At 52.8% G+C, this 16,537-nt stretch carries 15 protein-coding genes; 9 read left to right on the forward strand and 6 right to left on the reverse strand.

Going from position 1 to position 16,537, the window contains the following annotated elements; genetic code table 11:
• Positions 1 to 5: 5 nt before the first annotated feature.
• The 3 genes from fruK to ACIP6T_RS09040 form a co-directional block, all read right to left on the reverse strand.
• Complete coding sequence (gene fruK / locus ACIP6T_RS09030; RefSeq protein ID WP_097096645.1) at positions 6 to 944, reverse strand: 1-phosphofructokinase; 939 nt, start codon at positions 942 to 944, stop codon at positions 6 to 8.
• Positions 941 to 2,071, reverse strand: a complete 1,131-nt coding sequence (gene fruB, locus ACIP6T_RS09035) for a fused PTS fructose transporter subunit IIA/HPr protein (protein WP_400456504.1) — start codon at positions 2,069 to 2,071, stop codon at positions 941 to 943. Before fruB ends, fruK begins: the two co-directional genes overlap by 4 nt.
• A gap of 426 nt (positions 2,072 to 2,497) precedes the next feature.
• On the reverse strand, positions 2,498 to 2,752 hold the full coding sequence (locus ACIP6T_RS09040) for a YkgJ family cysteine cluster protein (RefSeq protein WP_097096643.1): 255 nt from the start codon (positions 2,750 to 2,752) through the stop codon (positions 2,498 to 2,500).
• Between the two features lie 152 nt (positions 2,753 to 2,904).
• Between ACIP6T_RS09040 and yeiP the strand changes: the two genes are divergently transcribed.
• The 9 genes from yeiP to yejF all read left to right on the forward strand — a co-directional run bounded on the left by yeiP (position 2,905) and on the right by yejF (position 13,837).
• Positions 2,905 to 3,477, forward strand: a complete 573-nt coding sequence (yeiP, locus tag ACIP6T_RS09045) for an elongation factor P-like protein YeiP (RefSeq protein ID WP_097096642.1) — start codon at positions 2,905 to 2,907, stop codon at positions 3,475 to 3,477.
• Between the two features lie 108 nt (positions 3,478 to 3,585).
• Positions 3,586 to 4,560, forward strand: a complete 975-nt coding sequence (locus ACIP6T_RS09050; protein ID WP_097096641.1) for a GTP-binding protein — start codon at positions 3,586 to 3,588, stop codon at positions 4,558 to 4,560.
• Positions 4,561 to 4,604: 44 nt separating this feature from the next.
• Positions 4,605 to 5,312 carry a phosphatase PAP2 family protein gene (locus ACIP6T_RS09055; protein WP_400456506.1) on the forward strand — a complete coding sequence of 236 codons (708 nt, stop codon included), beginning with the start codon at positions 4,605 to 4,607 and terminating at the stop codon, positions 5,310 to 5,312.
• Between the two features lie 514 nt (positions 5,313 to 5,826).
• A complete protein-coding gene (gene mepS / locus ACIP6T_RS09060; protein ID WP_097096639.1) occupies positions 5,827 to 6,402 on the forward strand; it encodes a bifunctional murein DD-endopeptidase/murein LD-carboxypeptidase in 576 nt (191 codons plus the stop codon).
• A 284-nt stretch (positions 6,403 to 6,686) separates the two neighbouring features.
• Entirely contained in the window at positions 6,687 to 8,252 is a 1,566-nt protein-coding gene (locus tag ACIP6T_RS09065; RefSeq protein ID WP_400456508.1) for a cyclic di-GMP phosphodiesterase, read from the forward strand.
• Between the two features lie 65 nt (positions 8,253 to 8,317).
• Complete coding sequence (locus tag ACIP6T_RS09070) at positions 8,318 to 10,126, forward strand: extracellular solute-binding protein (RefSeq protein ID WP_400456510.1); 1,809 nt, start codon at positions 8,318 to 8,320, stop codon at positions 10,124 to 10,126.
• A gap of 10 nt (positions 10,127 to 10,136) precedes the next feature.
• Complete coding sequence (locus ACIP6T_RS09075) at positions 10,137 to 11,228, forward strand: microcin C ABC transporter permease YejB (RefSeq protein ID WP_097096636.1); 1,092 nt, start codon at positions 10,137 to 10,139, stop codon at positions 11,226 to 11,228.
• Positions 11,228 to 12,250, forward strand: a complete 1,023-nt coding sequence (locus ACIP6T_RS09080) for an ABC transporter permease (protein ID WP_097096635.1) — start codon at positions 11,228 to 11,230, stop codon at positions 12,248 to 12,250. Before ACIP6T_RS09075 ends, ACIP6T_RS09080 begins: the two co-directional genes overlap by 1 nt.
• The gene (gene yejF / locus ACIP6T_RS09085) at positions 12,251 to 13,837 is read left to right on the forward strand and encodes a microcin C ABC transporter ATP-binding protein YejF (RefSeq protein ID WP_400456511.1); all 1,587 of its coding nucleotides are present in this window, start codon (positions 12,251 to 12,253) and stop codon (positions 13,835 to 13,837) included.
• Here yejF and ACIP6T_RS09090 read toward each other — a convergent pair.
• The 3 genes from ACIP6T_RS09090 to rsuA form a co-directional block, all read right to left on the reverse strand.
• A complete protein-coding gene (locus tag ACIP6T_RS09090; protein ID WP_097096633.1) occupies positions 13,834 to 14,160 on the reverse strand; it encodes a hypothetical protein in 327 nt (108 codons plus the stop codon). The genes yejF and ACIP6T_RS09090 overlap by 4 nt on opposite strands.
• Positions 14,161 to 14,550: 390 nt before the next feature.
• Positions 14,551 to 15,744: a Bcr/CflA family multidrug efflux MFS transporter gene (locus ACIP6T_RS09095; RefSeq protein ID WP_400456513.1), complete on the reverse strand. Its 1,194-nt coding sequence runs from the start codon at positions 15,742 to 15,744 to the stop codon at positions 14,551 to 14,553.
• A 12-nt stretch (positions 15,745 to 15,756) separates the two neighbouring features.
• A complete protein-coding gene (gene rsuA / locus ACIP6T_RS09100) occupies positions 15,757 to 16,479 on the reverse strand; it encodes a 16S rRNA pseudouridine(516) synthase RsuA (RefSeq protein ID WP_097096631.1) in 723 nt (240 codons plus the stop codon).
• Between the last annotated feature and the right edge of the window lie 58 nt (positions 16,480 to 16,537).

Here is a 16,537-nt window from a genome sequence, read left to right on the forward strand (position 1 = left end):
TGCTGTTAGTTAACGGGTTGTAAGTCGACGCGCGCCATCATCGCGGCCAACTGGGTACGATCGGTAACGCCAACGTTACTTTGGCTGACGGCCATCGCCGCCACTGCCGTTGCCAGACGCAGCGTGTGCTCGCTGGATTCACGCATCAGCAGGCCGTAAATCAGGCCGCCGACCATAGAGTCGCCTGCACCCACGGTGCTGACCACTTCACAGGCGGGCGGTTTGGCAATCCATTCGCCGGAAGCGTTAACCCATAGCGCGCCCTCTGCGCCGAGAGAAATCACCACGTGCGCGATGCCCTGCTCGCGCAGTTCATGCGCGGCATCAATCACGTCCTGCAGCGCAGGCAGCTTGCGTCCGGCCCAAATTTCCAGCTCGCGACGATTCGGTTTAACCAACCAGGGCGCGGCTTTCAGACCAGCGACCAGCGCTTCACGGCTGCTGTCGAAGATGATGCAAGGACAGAGCGTGCGCAGATCGCTCATCCATTTGGTAAATGCTTCTGGCGCAACGCCCGCTGGCAAGCTACCGCTGACGCATACCATGTCGAATTGGCCGAGCCAGGTTAACGAGTCCGCCGTGAAACGATCCCAATCCTGCGCTGTAACCTCAAATCCGGAGAAATTGAGATCGGTCACATCGCCATCTTTTTCCGTCAGCTTGACGTTAATGCGCGTGCGGCCCTGCACCACCTGAAAGCGGTTGGCAATGCCCAGTTCGCTGAACAGCTGCTGAAAACCATCCTGATTCTCTTTGCCGAGAAAACCGCCGACGGTGACATCGATGCCTAAATCCTTCAGTACCTTGGCAACGTTAATGCCTTTACCCGCTGCATGCAGACCGGTGGTTTTTACCAGGTTAACTTCACCGCGCTCGATCTCAGGCGTGTAACCGACCAGATCGTAAGCGGGATTTAATGTAATTGTTGCGACACGACGGCTCATGCAACCCCCTCGCCTAAACCAGAATTAATGGCTTCTTCAATTGCGTTCAGCGCCTGCTGTGCGTCTTCGCCGCTGGCGGTAAAGCGCAGGCGATGGCCTTTTTTCACGCCCAGCGCGACCACTTTCATCAGACTACGGCCGTTGGCGGGTTTGCCGCTACCGTCAAGGTTTGTCACGGAGATGTCACTATTGAACTGTTTGATTACGCTCACCAGCGCGGTACCCGGACGCGCATGCAGGCCGTGCTCATTGCGGATAGTGAATTCCGCGGTCAGCGACTCGGCGGCTTCATCCACTTCGCTGGTCAGCAACGCCAAAATGCCGGCGGCATCCGCCTTCAGCAGCCGTTCAGCTTTGTTGGCCAGCAGCAGATTGCTGAGATAGCCCAACACTTCCAGCGGCCGCTGATCGTTAGCCGCAACGGTGAGCAGCAGCGCGACATTTTCGCCCTGATGCTGGAAAGGTGCAGCAGCACGGCTTACCGCCACGGCGCTGCCGAGATTGCCCTGAGCGCTATCACTGAGCCAAATGCCCTGCCCGAGACTCAACGGCGTACGCGAAACCACATCGGCAATAAATGACGTATCCACCGCGCCTGCCGCTTGCAGACGACCAGCGTTCAGCGCCTGCAAGGTGATTAAATCGCTGGCCGCAACATCTATGGCTATCAGCGAGGTATCGAATTTGAACTCAGCCGCCTGATTTTCGCCCATCAGCAACGCGCGCAGCTCTTCTGCCGAGGCGCTTTTCAGCTGTTCAGCAATACTGTCATCGCTTAATACATGGGTAAGCTGGCGCAGCAGCGCGAGGTGTTCATCAGATTTCGCGGCAATACCGATGGCCACATACGCCGTTTGCCCTTCGCCCCAATCAACGCCCTGCGGAAACTGATAAACCTGTACGCCGGTTTTCAGTACCAGATCGCGGGTGTCGGTGGTGCCGTGTGGAATGGCGATGCCATTACCCAGGAAGGTCGTAGTTTGCTGTTCGCGCGCCAGCATGCCGTTAACGTAGCCTTCGGCCACATTTCCCGCAGCCGTTAACGCAGCGGCAACCTGGCGAATGGCCTCTTCTTTATTCTGTGCATTAGCACCGGTATGAATAGCCTGAACTTCGAGCTGGAACATATCTCTCCTCGCTTGCTGTATTGAATCGTTTCAGCTATCGGGTAAAAAAAGGCGCCACGCATCACGGACTTGGCCGTCGTCGCAACGCTGAAACGTTTCAGGGAATATGGTACAGCAATGTCCTTCAGGCAAGAAAATGCGCGATCTGAGTAGCAGATTTTTGATGCTACGCACACTTCATGCTGAATTTAAGATTTTTACCGTCAGGCAAGCTGATGCATTTGCTGTAACAGCTGGGCACATTAAGGCAAATCGTTCAGCACTGCGTCAGCTGGCCATTTATGGTGTAAGGCTCGTCAGTTAAGTGTGAATTGGTCACCATGAATGGTGACCCTACGCGGATAAAGCCGGGTTTTTGTAGGGTGCGCATTCATGCGCACCTGCATAAAAAGGCATTTTTTGCTTAAGTGAGCGATATTCCGCCATTTAAGGCGCCGTTTCGGCTTCCAGTTTGAGCAGGAAAGTCATGGCGCTATCGCGGCTGTTGCCGCACATTTCTGCGCTTGGCTGTAAACCGGCACATACCGCAGGGCGCAGTGGCGAGCCAAAGATTTTGCAGCGCTGCTGTTCGTCGAGCTGTACGCAGCGCGTGTTTGCTGGCTTGCCGTGCGGCATCCCTGGAATGGGAGAAGAGATTGAGGGGGCTGTGCAACAGGCACCGCACTGGTCACGACAAAACATCATGCGCTCCTGTAGAGAATTCGCCGCGACAATAACAGGCTGATGCAGTGAATGCCATGCCCGCGCAACAATTTTACACCGCCTCACTTGCCAGTTTTTCGTCGCGCGAGTAACGTGACGCGCATTAACCTTCAGTCAGCGAGAAAAGCACAATGCCAAAGGCAAATGAGATAAAAAAAGGGATGGCAGTCACCTGGAACGGCAAACTGTTGCTGGTGAAAGACATTGATGTGCAAAGCCCCAGTGCGCGCGGTGCCGCTACGCTCTATAAGATGCGTTTTACCGATGTCCGCACCGGCTTGAAAGTGGAAGAGCGTTTTAAGGGCGACGATATTATTGATGCCATTTCGCTCAGCCGCCGCGCCGTCACCTTCTCTTATATAGACGGTGATGAATACGTGTTTATGGATGATGAAGACTACACGCCTTACAACTTCAAGAAAGACCAAATCGAAGAAGAGCTGCTGTTTATTCCTGAAGGCGGTATTCCGGGCATTCAGGTGCTGACGATGGACGGCCAGGTTCTGGCACTGGAATTACCTCAAACGGTTGATATGGAAATTGTCGATACGTCGCCGGGCATCAAAGGCGCCTCCGCCAGTGCCCGCTCTAAACCTGCTGTTATGAGTACGGGTTTGTCTATTCAGGTGCCTGAATACCTCAGCAACGGCGAACGCATCCGCATTCATATTGCAGAACGACGCTATATGGGCCGCGCTGACTGATATCGTACTTCCTTCCGGCCGTCGGTGATTGTTATAGTATAACAACGCCGTGCGCGCCGGATCCCCCACTTCCGCGCGCCTATTATCTCTTTCTTTGGGAGCCCCTTTGTGACGCGCGTAAACCTCATCACTGGATTTCTCGGCAGCGGAAAAACCACCACCCTGCTGCACCTGTTAGCCACTAAACCTGCCAATGAAAACTGGGCGATTCTGGTCAATGAATTTGGCGAGATTGGTATCGATGGCGCGCTGCTGGCCGATCGCGGTGCAACGTTGAAAGAGATTCCCGGTGGCTGCATGTGCTGCGTCAATGGCTTGCCGTTGCAGGTGGGGCTAAACATGCTGCTGAAACAGGCGAAACCCGATCGCCTGATTATCGAACCTACCGGCCTTGGTCATCCAAAGCAGCTGCTGAATATGCTGCGCGCTGCCGTGTATCAGCCCTGGATTCAGGTTGATGCAACTTTAACGCTGCTCGATCCACGCCAGCTGGCGGATCCACGTGTGGTGGCGAACGAGAATTTTCGCGACCAGCTGGTGGCAGCAGATATTATTGTCGCCAATAAAAGCGATCGCTGGAGCGATGAAGATCGCCAGCGTTTACAGGATTGGCAGCAGCAGTTTTTAGGCGATCGTCAAATAGTGGAAGCGGCGTGGGGAGAGATTGCGCCCGAGCTCCTTACCCAACCCGCTTTGGCGGATCGTGCGGTACCTGATGCGGCGCATCATCATGCTTCTGCCCGTCCACAAGGGCTGGCGGCATTAAAACTGGATGGTCAGGCGCGCTGGCGACGTGCGTTAAATGAAGGCCAAGGCTATGCTTCTTGTGGCTGGATTTTTGATGGTGATACGGTGTTCGATACGATCCAGGCGCTAGAGTGGGCAAGGCTTGCACCGGTTGATCGGGTGAAAGGCGTGTTACGTACACCGGACGGTTTGGTTAACATCAACCGCCAGGGTGAGGACCTCTTTATTGAAACCCGGCCCACCACACCACCGGATAGCCGTATTGAATTGATCCATCATCAGCCAGCAGACTGGAATCTTTTGCAGACGGGCTTGTTGAAGATTCGTTTAAATTAGATGCGTTAGGTTGCCACGTTGTTTTCACTTTGAGTCTATTTTTTATGCGCGCTTCTCGATTAATCACCATTCTGCTGCTTAATGCATTGGGGGTGATGCTGTTCCTTTCATGGTACTTACCACCCGATCACGGGTTCTGGTTTGGTATCGATAAGGCCATTTTTTATGGCTTTAATAATCAGATGGTTAACCATCACGGCTTCGCTGTCTTAGTGGCTATCACTAACTTCCGCGGTTTTGATGTGGTTTCACTACTGGCGATGGGTTTGCTTTATCTGTGGTTCTGGCGTCGTGAGACACCGCAAGGCCGCCGTCGCATGCTGGCTATCGGCATCACCATGCTGCTAAGCGCGGTGATTCTTAACCAGCTCGGCCATTTGCTGCCGGTACAACACTCCAGCCCAACGCTCTTCTTTGAAAACGTGCATCGCGTAAGTGAATTAACCGGAATTCCGGCGAAAGATGCTTCGAAAGATAGCTTCCCTGGCGATCACGGCATGATGCTAATTATTTTTACCTGCTTTATGTGGCGCTATTTCGGCTTCCGCGCCTTCCTGGCGGGTTTGATTATTACCGTTGTGTTCGCTCTGCCGCGCGTTATGGCCGGGGCGCATTGGTTCACCGATATCGCTGTGGGTTCATTATCCGTGGTTCTGGTGGGCATGAGCTGGTGTTTATTAACACCGTTCAGCGACAAGGTAGTGAATTGGTTGAATCGTTCACTTCCGGGCAAATATAAGCCACACGCGTAATTGTTAAGCGCGAGCGATCATAAAAGATAAAGTCACTCGCTCGCGCTTAATGAAAACTTAATTAGATTATTAGCAAACTAACCTTATTCTGATAAAAGAAAACATTATGATAAAAAACGCGTAACAATAGCCTTTTTCCGAGTTTGTCCAGCCCCACTCCTCTCAAAATCGGCCTTAGCGCCAGAATTACCCCCTGATTGCACCGCTATTTGGCTATTAAATCGCTGCGAATTGCTGATAAAATAGCCTTTGTGTTACAGATTGATTTCACATCGAAAAAAGCTATAAAAATTTATATAAAAGCACTCGCCACGCGGTCTGTAATCGGTTAACCTCAAATCCGATTAGTAAGCAACAGCATAAAATGCGGTGCCAAAAACAACAAAAATGTGTTCATTAACACATTTTAGTAATTAAGGAATTGTCTTAGACGGTTGTACTTATTAATCTCTATCCGTTTTGTCATCTGGCTGACGACATTCTGTCGTAAGGAAATCGAAGGAAAACACCTATAATGGTCAAGTCTCAACCAATACTGAGATACCTCAGGCGGATCATTCCCGCAGTAGCACTCGCAACACTTTTATCAGCATGTAGCAGTACCCATAACGGTCAGAACGCGAATAACGAGAATCATGAAGTTAACAACCAGAATGGTTTTTTACTTCAAGCGTCTCAGGACGAATTTGAACAAATGGTGCAGAACGTGGACGTTAAGTCCCGCATCATGGAACAGTACAGTGACTGGAAAGGTGTACGTTATCGCTTAGGCGGCGACACCAAACGCGGCATTGATTGTTCTGCTTTTGTTCAGCGCACCTTTCGCGAGCAGTTCGGTTTAGATTTGCCACGTTCAACGTCAGAACAGCAAGACACCGGTAAAGAAATTTCACGCAATAAGTTGCGGGCAGGTGACTTAGTGTTGTTCCGCGCGGGCTCAACCGGTCGTCACGTTGGCATCTATCTCGGTAACGATAATTTCGTTCACGCGTCTACCAGCAGTGGCGTCATGATTTCCAGTTTAAACGACAGTTATTGGAAAGCACGTTACCGCGAAGCGCGTCGGGTTTTAGCTAAAAACCCGAGCTAACGAACACCTTTGAAGATCCTCTCAGCCAGAGAATCAGAAAACGCTGCCCCGGCAGCGTTTTTTTTTGCCTAACGCTTTTTAACTCAAATCCAACGCATAAAAAGTAATTGAGAATCAAAAATATAACGAGACTTTATTTGCTGACTCGTTATATTCTCGTTGACTTCCTGATACCCAAACATCGCGCTGCAAACGCCGTTTTTACCACGGCCGCAAGAAGAAAAATGGGTAGCGACTAAAGCGAAAAACATAATAAAAATGGCAAGACAAGGGGAATGCACTCCATGCCACTGTCGGGGACGCTGAAACGTCATGCAAGCTATTCACGCCGCATCGCCTGGAGTAGCGCGATCGTAGGCGCGGTATTTTTTCTTCTTTTCGTTACGGTGCTGTTAACTCTGACCTGGCAGAAGCGCAGCCAGCAACATGAACAACTGTTAGCGCAAAGCCGGGACGATTTACAACAGGTCATCTCAACGCTATCGGATACGCTTTATCCCCTGCAGCAATACACACAATTTAGTTGCAACAGCGTTGGTCGCGAGCTGACATCACGGGCTGCGTTCGCTGGGAATATTCGCGCTATATTGCTGGTTCGCGACAGCTACGCGTACTGCTCCTCGGCAACCGGTGCCTTCCTGCTGGCCGCCAACGATATTTCTCCTGAATCTGAACTGGAACGCGATCGCGATATGCGTTTGCTGGAAGGTACACCGTTGCAGCCGACCAAACCGGCGCTGGCGTTATGGGTGAAGCATCCCGGAGCGGAGGAAACCGGCATTCTCGCCACCATGAATATCACGCTCACGCCTTATCAGCTGCTGGCTTCCTACCATCCGGAAATCACCGGAATGGCGTTGGTAATGGGCAACAAGGCGCTGCTGAGCAACAGCAATCAAGTGGTAAACCGCAGTGATCTACCTGTTCCGCTGCGTGAGATCGCCTTTAACAATAGCCCTCTGCATTTTTTACTGTTTGGCACCACCTTAGCGCCACGCGATTATCTCCTTGCTCTGCTGACCGGTCTGCTGTTCTCGTTATTCGTCACGGCATTGAGTTGGCTCTTGCTAACAAGACATCAGCGGCCGGGCAAAGAGATCATGCTGGCCATTAAACAGGGGCAGTTCCACGTCGAATACCAGCCGTTAGTCACCGCGCATGACGGCCAGCCATACGGCGTTGAAGCCCTCCTCCGCTGGACACATCCGACGGAAGGCATGATCCCACCCGATGTTTTTATCGGTTATGCGGAGACGCAGAATCTGATTATTCCACTCACTCAGCACCTTTTTACGCTGGTCGCGCGGGATGCTCAGTTTCTCCATCAACAGCTACCGCAGGGCACGCGTCTTAGCCTTAATCTTTCACCGCTACACCTGGCCTCAGAAAGTTTTCGCCGCGATGTAGAGGAGTGGATGAACACCATGCCCGCCGGGCATTTCAACTATGTTTTTGAAATCACTGAACGCACCATGGTGAGAGAAAAAAACGCGGGAGAAATCTTCGCCTGGCTGCACGCAAACAACGTTAAGATCGCCATTGATGATTTTGGTACCGGTCACAGTGCGCTGATTTATCTGGAAAAATACCCGTTCGATTATCTAAAAATCGACAGAGGTTTTGTGCAAAGCATTGGCACTGAAACCGTCACCTCTCCGGTTTTGGATACCGTGTTGCTGCTGGCAAAAAAGCTCAATCTGAAAACCGTGGCGGAAGGCGTAGAGACGGGCGATCAAGCGGCGTGGCTGGTGAATCGCGGCGTAACCCATTTGCAAGGTTACCTGTTTAGCCGCCCGTTAAGGCCGGAAAATCTCATCAGCTATTATCAACGCCAGCGGGCGCTGAGTTAACATCACGCGAACCCCATGAAACTGCTACCATAACGTGCGGATTACCACAGGAGATCGCCTCACTTATGCTGCTGCGTATTATCACAGCGTTGTTGGTTTGTAGTGCTATTGCGCCGCTGCAGGCCGCGACCATCAACGAAAGCTATGCCTTCGCTAAGCTGGGCGACCCCAAATATGCGGTGAATTTCACTCATTACGATTACGCCAATCCCGCAGCGCCTAAGGGCGGCAAAATCACGCTGGCCGTGGTCGGTACTTACGACAACTTCAACCGTTTCGCCTCGCGTGGTAATCCAGGCATTGGCACCGATACGCTCTACGACGGTCTGTTTACCACCTCTGACGATGAACCGGGCAGCTACTATCCGCTGATTGCCGAATCAGCGCGCTACCCAAGCGATTATCGCTGGATGGAAGTGTCGATTAACCCCCATGCGCAATTTCAGGATGGCACCCCCATCACCGCGCAGGATGTGGCGTTTACGTTTCAGAAGTTTATGACCGAAGGCGTGCCGCAGTTTCGCGTGGCGTTTCGTGGCGTAGAAGTTAAAGCGCTGAACCGTCTTACCGTGCGCATCGACATGCCCAAAGCGGATAAAGATCGGGTGTTGAGCTGGCTGACGCTACCGGTCTTGCCGGAGAAGTTCTGGCAAAACAAAAAGTTCAATGAACCCATTGGCTATCCGCCGCTTGCCAGCGGCCCCTATCGCGTGACGTCTTACAAATCGGGTCAATTTATCCAATACAGCCGGGTAAAGGATTACTGGGCCGCCAACCTGCCGGTTAACCGCGGGCGTTTCAATTTCGACACGCTGCGCTACGACTATTATCTGGATGACAACGTCGCCTTTGAGGCTTTCAAAGCTGGCGCTTATGATTTGCGCGAGGAGAGCTCGGCAAAAAAATGGGCCACGCAATATCGCGGCCGCAATTTTGCCAGTCACGCTATCGTTAAATCGACGATCCCAAACACCGTCTCTACCGATACCCGCTGGCTGGCATTTAATAATGAAAAACCGCTGTTCGCCGACCGCCGCGTACGTGAAGCCATCACGCTAGCGTTCGATTTTGAGTGGATGAACAAAGCGTTATTTTATGGCGCCTATAAACGGACTGACAGCTATTTCCAGAACACCGTCTACGCGGCAAAAGGTTATCCAAAAGCCGAAGCGTTAATATTGCTGGCACCGTACAAAACGCAATTGCCGCCGCAAATCTTCACTAATGAATATGCCCCGCCGCGCTCTGATGGCAGCGGGTTCGATCGTGGAAACTTACTCAAAGCCATGAACCTGTTGAAAGAGGCTGGCTGGCAGATTAAAAATCAGCAGTTGGTGAACGTCAAAACGGGCCAGCCGTTCCGCTTCGAATTGCTGATGCGCAGCGGCACGCAAAATGACTGGGCGCTGCCTTTCCAGCACAGCCTCGAACGGCTGGGCATTAAAGTTTCACTGCGCCAGATTGACAGCTCGCAATATTTACGGCGTTTACGTGAAGGTGATTACGACATGATCCCGTCACTCTATTACGCGATGCCGTGGCCCTCGACCAGCTTGCGGACTATCTGGCAATCGGAGTTCATTGATTCTTCATGGAATACACCGCGGGTGAAAGATCCCATCGTTGACCACTTTGTACAGCAGATCGTTGATCATCAGGGCGATGAGAAAGCGCTGCTGCCGCTTGGTCAGGCACTGGATCGCATCCTGCTGTGGAATGCCTATATGATTCCGATGTGGTACAGCGCCGAAGATCGTATGGCTTACTGGGACAAATTCTCCCATCCCGAGATTAAACCTGCGTTTGCTACCGGTCTGGAAAACTGGTGGTACGATGTGAACAAAGCCGGACGATTGCCGGCCGATCGACGCTGAGGAGCGCAGTTTGGCAGCCTATTTTTTACGCAGGTTACTGCTGATCATCCCCACCTTATGGGCGATTATCACCCTGAACTTCTTTATTGTGCAGATCGCACCGGGCGGCCCGGTAGATCAGGCATTGGCCAACGTGCAGTTTGGTCACAGCACCGGCATTCCCGGCTCTGGCGGCAGTGATAGCGGCACGCGCGGGGCCTTGCTACGCGATAATCCCGGCGATAGCCAGTACCGCGGCGCGCGCGGCCTCGATCCGGAAGTGATTGCAGAGATTAAACATCGCTACGGCTTCGATAAACCGCTCTTGCAGCGTTACGGTGAAATGCTGTGGAACTACATTCGCTTTGATTTTGGCGACAGTCTGTTCCGTAGCGCCTCGGTGCTGCAGCTGATCAAAGAGAGTTTGCCGGTCTCGATAAGTCTTGGTTTGTGGAGCACGATAATTATTTATCTGGTATCGATTCCGCTCGGCATTAAAAAGGCGGTACGCAACGGCAGCCCCTTCGATATCTGGAGCAGCATCTTTATTATCATCGGTAATTCTATTCCAGCATTTCTGTTCGGCATCATGCTGATTGTCCTGTTCGCGGGCGGCAGCTATTTCGACTGGTTCCCACTGCGCGGCCTGACCTCTCCGCAATTTGATACGCTGCCCTGGTATAGCAAAATCACCGATTATCTTTGGCACATCACGCTGCCGGTGCTGGCCACGGTGATTGGCGGTTTCGCCACGCTGACCATGCTGACCAAAAACTCGTTTCTCGATGAGATTCGTAAACAATATGTGGTTACCGCGCGTGCAAAAGGGTTGGATGAAAAGCGGGTGCTGTACGGTCACGTGTTCCGTAATGCCATGCTGCTGGTGATTGCCGGCTTCCCCGCCACCTTTATCAGCATGTTTTTCACCAGTTCGGTGTTGATTGAGGTGATGTTCTCACTCAACGGTATGGGCCTGCTCGGCTATGACGCCACCATTCAGCGCGATTATCCGGTGATGTTCGGCACGCTGTATATTTTCACGCTAATTGGTCTGCTCATGAACATTCTCAGCGATCTCACCTACACGCTGGTCGATCCGCGCATTGATTTTGAGGGACGCTGATGCGTTTATCTCCTGTAAACCAGCAGCGCTGGCAGCGTTTTCGTCATAACCGCCGTGGTTACTGGTCGCTGTGGATTTTCCTGATCATTTTTGTTCTGTCATTGGGTGCCGAGTTGCTGGCCAACGACAAACCGCTGCTGGTGCACTATCAGCAACGCTGGTATATGCCGCTGTTGTTCAACTACAGCGAAAGTGATTACGGCGGCGATTTCGCCACCCCCGCTGACTATCAGGATCCGTGGCTGAAACAGCGTATTGCTCAGCAAGGTTGGGCGATTTGGGCACCGATTCGCTTTGGCGATAGCACCATCAATTTCGCCACCGATGTGCCCTTCCCTTCCCCGCCTTCCATGCAAAACTGGCTGGGTACCGATGCCAACGGCGGTGATGTGCTGGCGCGTTTGCTGTATGGCACGCGCATCTCACTGCTATTTGGCATTCTGTTAACGCTGTTTTCCAGTGTGATTGGCATCGTGGTGGGGGCAGTACAGGGCTATTTTGGTGGACTCATTGATCTGATCGGCCAGCGCCTGATTGAAGTGTGGTCCGGCATGCCTTCGCTGTTCTTGCTGATTCTGCTATCCAGCGTGATTCAGCCCAATTTCTGGTGGCTGCTGCTGGTCACGGTGGTGTTTGGCTGGATGAGTCTGGTAAGTGTGGTGCGCGCCGAATTTCTGCGCACGCGTAATTATGATTATATTCGTGCCGCACGTGCGCTTGGCGTTAGCGACAGCCGCATTATGCTGCGTCACATGTTGCCCAACGCCATGGTGGCAACGCTGACGTTTCTACCTTTTATTCTCTGCGCTTCAATCACCACCCTGACATCGCTGGATTTCCTCGGCTTTGGTTTGCCGATCGGGTCGCCGTCACTGGGTGAGCTGCTGCTGCAGGGAAAAAATAATTTACAGGCACCGTGGTTAGGCCTTGCCGGCTTTTTTGCCCTCGCCCTGCTACTGTCGCTGCTGATTTTTATTGGTGAAGCAGTACGCGATGCTTTTGACCCGAGTCGAGGACGCTAAATGAGCCTGTTAACGGTTAATCATCTGGCGGTGGCATTTGGCGATCGCCGCGTAGTGGACGATATCTCGCTGCGTATCGATGCGGGCGAAACGTTGGCGCTAGTGGGGGAATCCGGCTCAGGGAAAAGCGTCACTGCGCTGTCGATCATGCGCTTATTGCCGCAGCCGCCGGTCAACTATCCGCAGGGTGAAATTCTGTTCAACGGACAGGATATTTTGCAGGCCAGCGAGCGCACGATGCGTGGACTGCGTGGCAACCAGGTGGCGATGATCTTTCAAGAACCCATGGTATCGCTCAATCCGTTGCACAACGTGGAAAAGCAGCTGTACGAAGTGCTTTCTGTGCATCGTGGCATGCGTCGCGAAGCGGCACGCGGAGAGATGCTGAGCTGCCTCGATCGCGTTGGCATCCACAATGCGGCATCGCGCCTGCAGGATTTTCCGCACCAGCTATCAGGCGGCGAGCGCCAGCGTGTGATGATCGCCATGGCGTTACTTACCCAGCCGAAGCTGCTGATTGCGGATGAACCGACCACCGCGCTGGATGTCACGGTTCAGGCTCAGATTTTGCAGCTGCTACGCGAACTGCAGCGTGAACTGAATATGGGCATGCTATTCATTACGCACAACCTCAACATTGTGCGCCAGCTGGCGCATAGCGTTACGGTGATGCGCAATGGGCGCACCATCGAACACAACCGCTGCGATTTACTGTTAAGTCAGCCGCAGCAGGCCTACACCCGCGAGCTCCTGGCCGCAGAACCGGATGGTAGACCGGTGCCGCTGAACAATGCGCAACCGCTGCTGCAGGTGAAAAACCTGCAGGTTGGCTTCCCTATCCGTCGTGGCCTGCTGCGGCGTACCGTAGCGGAAAAAATGGCGCTGCAAGATCTTAGCTTTACGCTACGCCGGGGTGAAAGCCTTGGACTGGTAGGAGAATCGGGATCCGGCAAAAGTACCACCGGTCTGGCTCTGCTGCGTTTGATTACCGCACGCGGAGAGATTTGGTTTGAGGATCAGCCGCTGCATCAGCTCTCGCCGAAACAATTGCTGCCGCTGCGCCAGCGCATCCAGGTGGTGTTCCAGGATCCTAATTCATCGCTCAATCCGCGTATGACGGTGCAGCAAGTGATTGCCGAAGGGTTAGCGGTGCATCGTCCTGAACTCAGCGCGGCCGCACAGGAAGAAAAGGTGATTGCGGTGATGCAGGAGGTCGGGCTGGATACCGATAGCCGTAACCGCTATCCCGCTGAGTTTTCGGGTGGCCAGCGTCAGCGTATTGCCATCGCCCGGGCGCTGATTCTTGAACCCCAGCTTATTGTGTTAGATGAACCGACTTCTTCACTCGATCGTTCAGTGCAGAAACAGATCCTGACCTTGCTGCGCCGTTTACAGCAGCAGCATCAGCTAGCTTACCTGTTTATTAGCCATGATTTGCAGGTAGTACGCGCACTCTGCCATCAGCTCATTGTGCTGCGGCAGGGCGAGGTGGTGGAACAAGGTGACTGCGATACGCTGTTTAATGCACCAACGGCTGAATACACACGCCAGCTATTGGCTTCCGCACAGGGTAAAGACATCAATTAATGACCATCGAAGGTTTCAGCAATGGCGACGCCCTGATTTTTCAGGCAGCAATTGGTCGCGCTTTCATCATCACGCCGAATCAGTAAACACGGCTGCCCTTCACACTCGGCGATTTTGCACTCGACCTGAATTTGCGCCAGCGTTTCTTGCAGCTGGTGCAGAATTTCCAACGCCGGATGACCATCGTGGCTGAGCAGACGCAGCACCACTAAATCCCCGGCATGCACGCCATCCGCCGTTTCCTGACGCTCTATTTCACCTACATGATCAACCGACCAGCGATAATGTTGTGGCAAGCGATGCACAACAGAAAGTTGCAGCATAGTTATACGGCCCCCAGAGACGTTTACTTTATTCACAACGACGGCATAACGCGGTGAATCCCAACCTGGTTAGCTCAGAATGCGGACTTGGTTTGCCTTCTTGTTTTAAGCACAAAGCGTGTAGCTAATAGATAATTTGCGAGGCTTCTCACATTTAGGCCTATGTTTACCCTGTTCAGCCGCCGTTAACAATCATTTTAGACGCAATGTCGTTACTTTTTTATCTATAAATTTTCACATTATGGAAACATTAAGCATAACGAATGAATGGGGATTCGCGAGCGGTGAGATGAGATTTGAAGAAATACCAGGTCGTCATAAATGACGACCCTACGGAAAAGGTTGGGATTTCAGGCATGTAGGGTCGCCATTCATGGCGACCGCAATAACTTAAACCGAATGATGCGGGCGTGATGCGTAGGTAAACAGCACAATTGAAACGGTGGCACACAGCGCGATGGTAGCCACCATTGGCCAGGCGCTGTTAATACTCACCAACGACAGCAGTGCCCCGACTAATGCCCCCACGCCAAAGCGCAGCGTACCGGCCAGTGATGAAGCGGTGCCGGCCATATGCGGGAACTCATCAAGAATCACCGCCATCGCATTCGACGATACCGTCGATACGCAGCCAATGAACATCGCTACACCAAACACCAGCGAGAGGAAACCTAAATCCAGCGCGCTAGCGATAAGCAGCCAAACGCCCATGGCGAACTGAATCACTAGCCCAAGGCGAAACATTTTCAGCGGACCAAAGCGGCGCACCGCGCGGCTGTTGATCAATGTCATCACGAATAAGAACACCACGTTCAGACCGAAGTAATAGCCAAAGTTTTGTGGCGAAACGTGATTCACTTCGATGTAAACGAAGGGGCCGGCGTTGAGGAAGGTAAACAGACCGGCAAAAGAAAATCCGCTTGCCAGCATATAGCTAAACGCGCGCTTATGGCGCACCAACGCCACGAAGTTGCTCATCGTCGTCCGCAGATGAAAACGCTGGCGCTGCTCGGGCTTCAGCGTTTCACGGATCTGTGTCACCACCAGCACCGTCGTAATCAGCGCCGCACCTGCCAGCGTCCAGAAGATCGCGTGCCAGTTCCACAGCAGTAGCAGCCAGCCACCGATGATCGGCGCCAGCAGCGGTGCGATGGTGGTGACCAACATGACAAACGACATCATGCGCGAGAAGTCCTCTTTCGAGTAGGTATCACGCATCAGTGCATTGATCACCACGCTGGCTGCGGCAGCAGATAAGCCGTGCAGGAAACGCATAAAGATCAGCTGATCGATGGTTTGTGATAACGCGCAAGCCGCTGCGGCGCAGGCAAAGATCAGTGTTCCCAGCACGATCACCGGCTTACGTCCATAGCTGTCCGCCAAAGGCCCGTATACTAACTGGCCGATGGCAAACCCGAGGATGTAAAGGTTGAGCGTCATCTGTACGCTGCCAGCCGATACCGCGAATTCGCGGGCGATTTGCGGCATTGCTGGCAGATACATATCGATAGAGAGCGGCATCAACATCGCCAGCAATCCGAGAATGATCACTAAGCCAACCGGTGAATTCTTTTCCTTACGCACCGCGTTCTCCTGCTATTTACGTTGTTTAAGCTCTTCAGGCAGGCCGATGCTATCAACCTCTTCCTGGGTCAGCTCGCGATATTCACCTTCACCGAGATCGTCATCCAGTTCGATGTCACCGATGCGTTCACGATGCAGCGCTGAAACGTGATTACCCATCGCAGCAAACATGCGTTTGACCTGATGATAGCGCCCTTCACTGATCGTCAGACGCGCGGCCTTCTCATCAAGAATCTCCAGCACCGCCGGTTTGGTGAGATCTTTTTCATTGTGCAGCTGTACGCCCGCCGCAAATTTCTCCACCAGGGAAGGATCGATCGGCTCTTCCACTTCCACCAGATAGGTTTTTTCAAGGTGATGCTTTGGTGAAGTAATACGGTGCGACCATTGCCCATCATCGGTTAACAGTACTAAACCGGTGGTATCGATATCCAGGCGCCCTGCCGCATGCAGCTTGAACGCCGCCGGCTCTTCAATGAAGAACAGCACGGTAGGATGATCGGGATCGTCGGTTGAACAGACGTAACCCTGCGGCTTGTTCAGCATGAAATAACGCGGGCCTTGCTGTACCACCAGCGGATTGCCGTCATATTCGACTTCATCGTCTGGCAATACTTTGTAAGCCGCATCGCGGACCACTTCGCCGTTGATCGTGACTTTTTTGGCGCGGATTTCGCGTCCAGCGATAGCACGGCTGACTTCCAGCTGCTGAGATATGAATTTTTCGAGTCGCATGAATTCGTTTTGCCTGTTACTGCGGGGAAACTGAAACGGTGTTTTGTCCCTGAATAAG

The organism is Pantoea sp. NPDC088449, assembly GCF_044753225.1.
GTDB classification, from domain to species: domain Bacteria; phylum Pseudomonadota; class Gammaproteobacteria; order Enterobacterales; family Enterobacteriaceae; genus Pantoea; species Pantoea floridensis.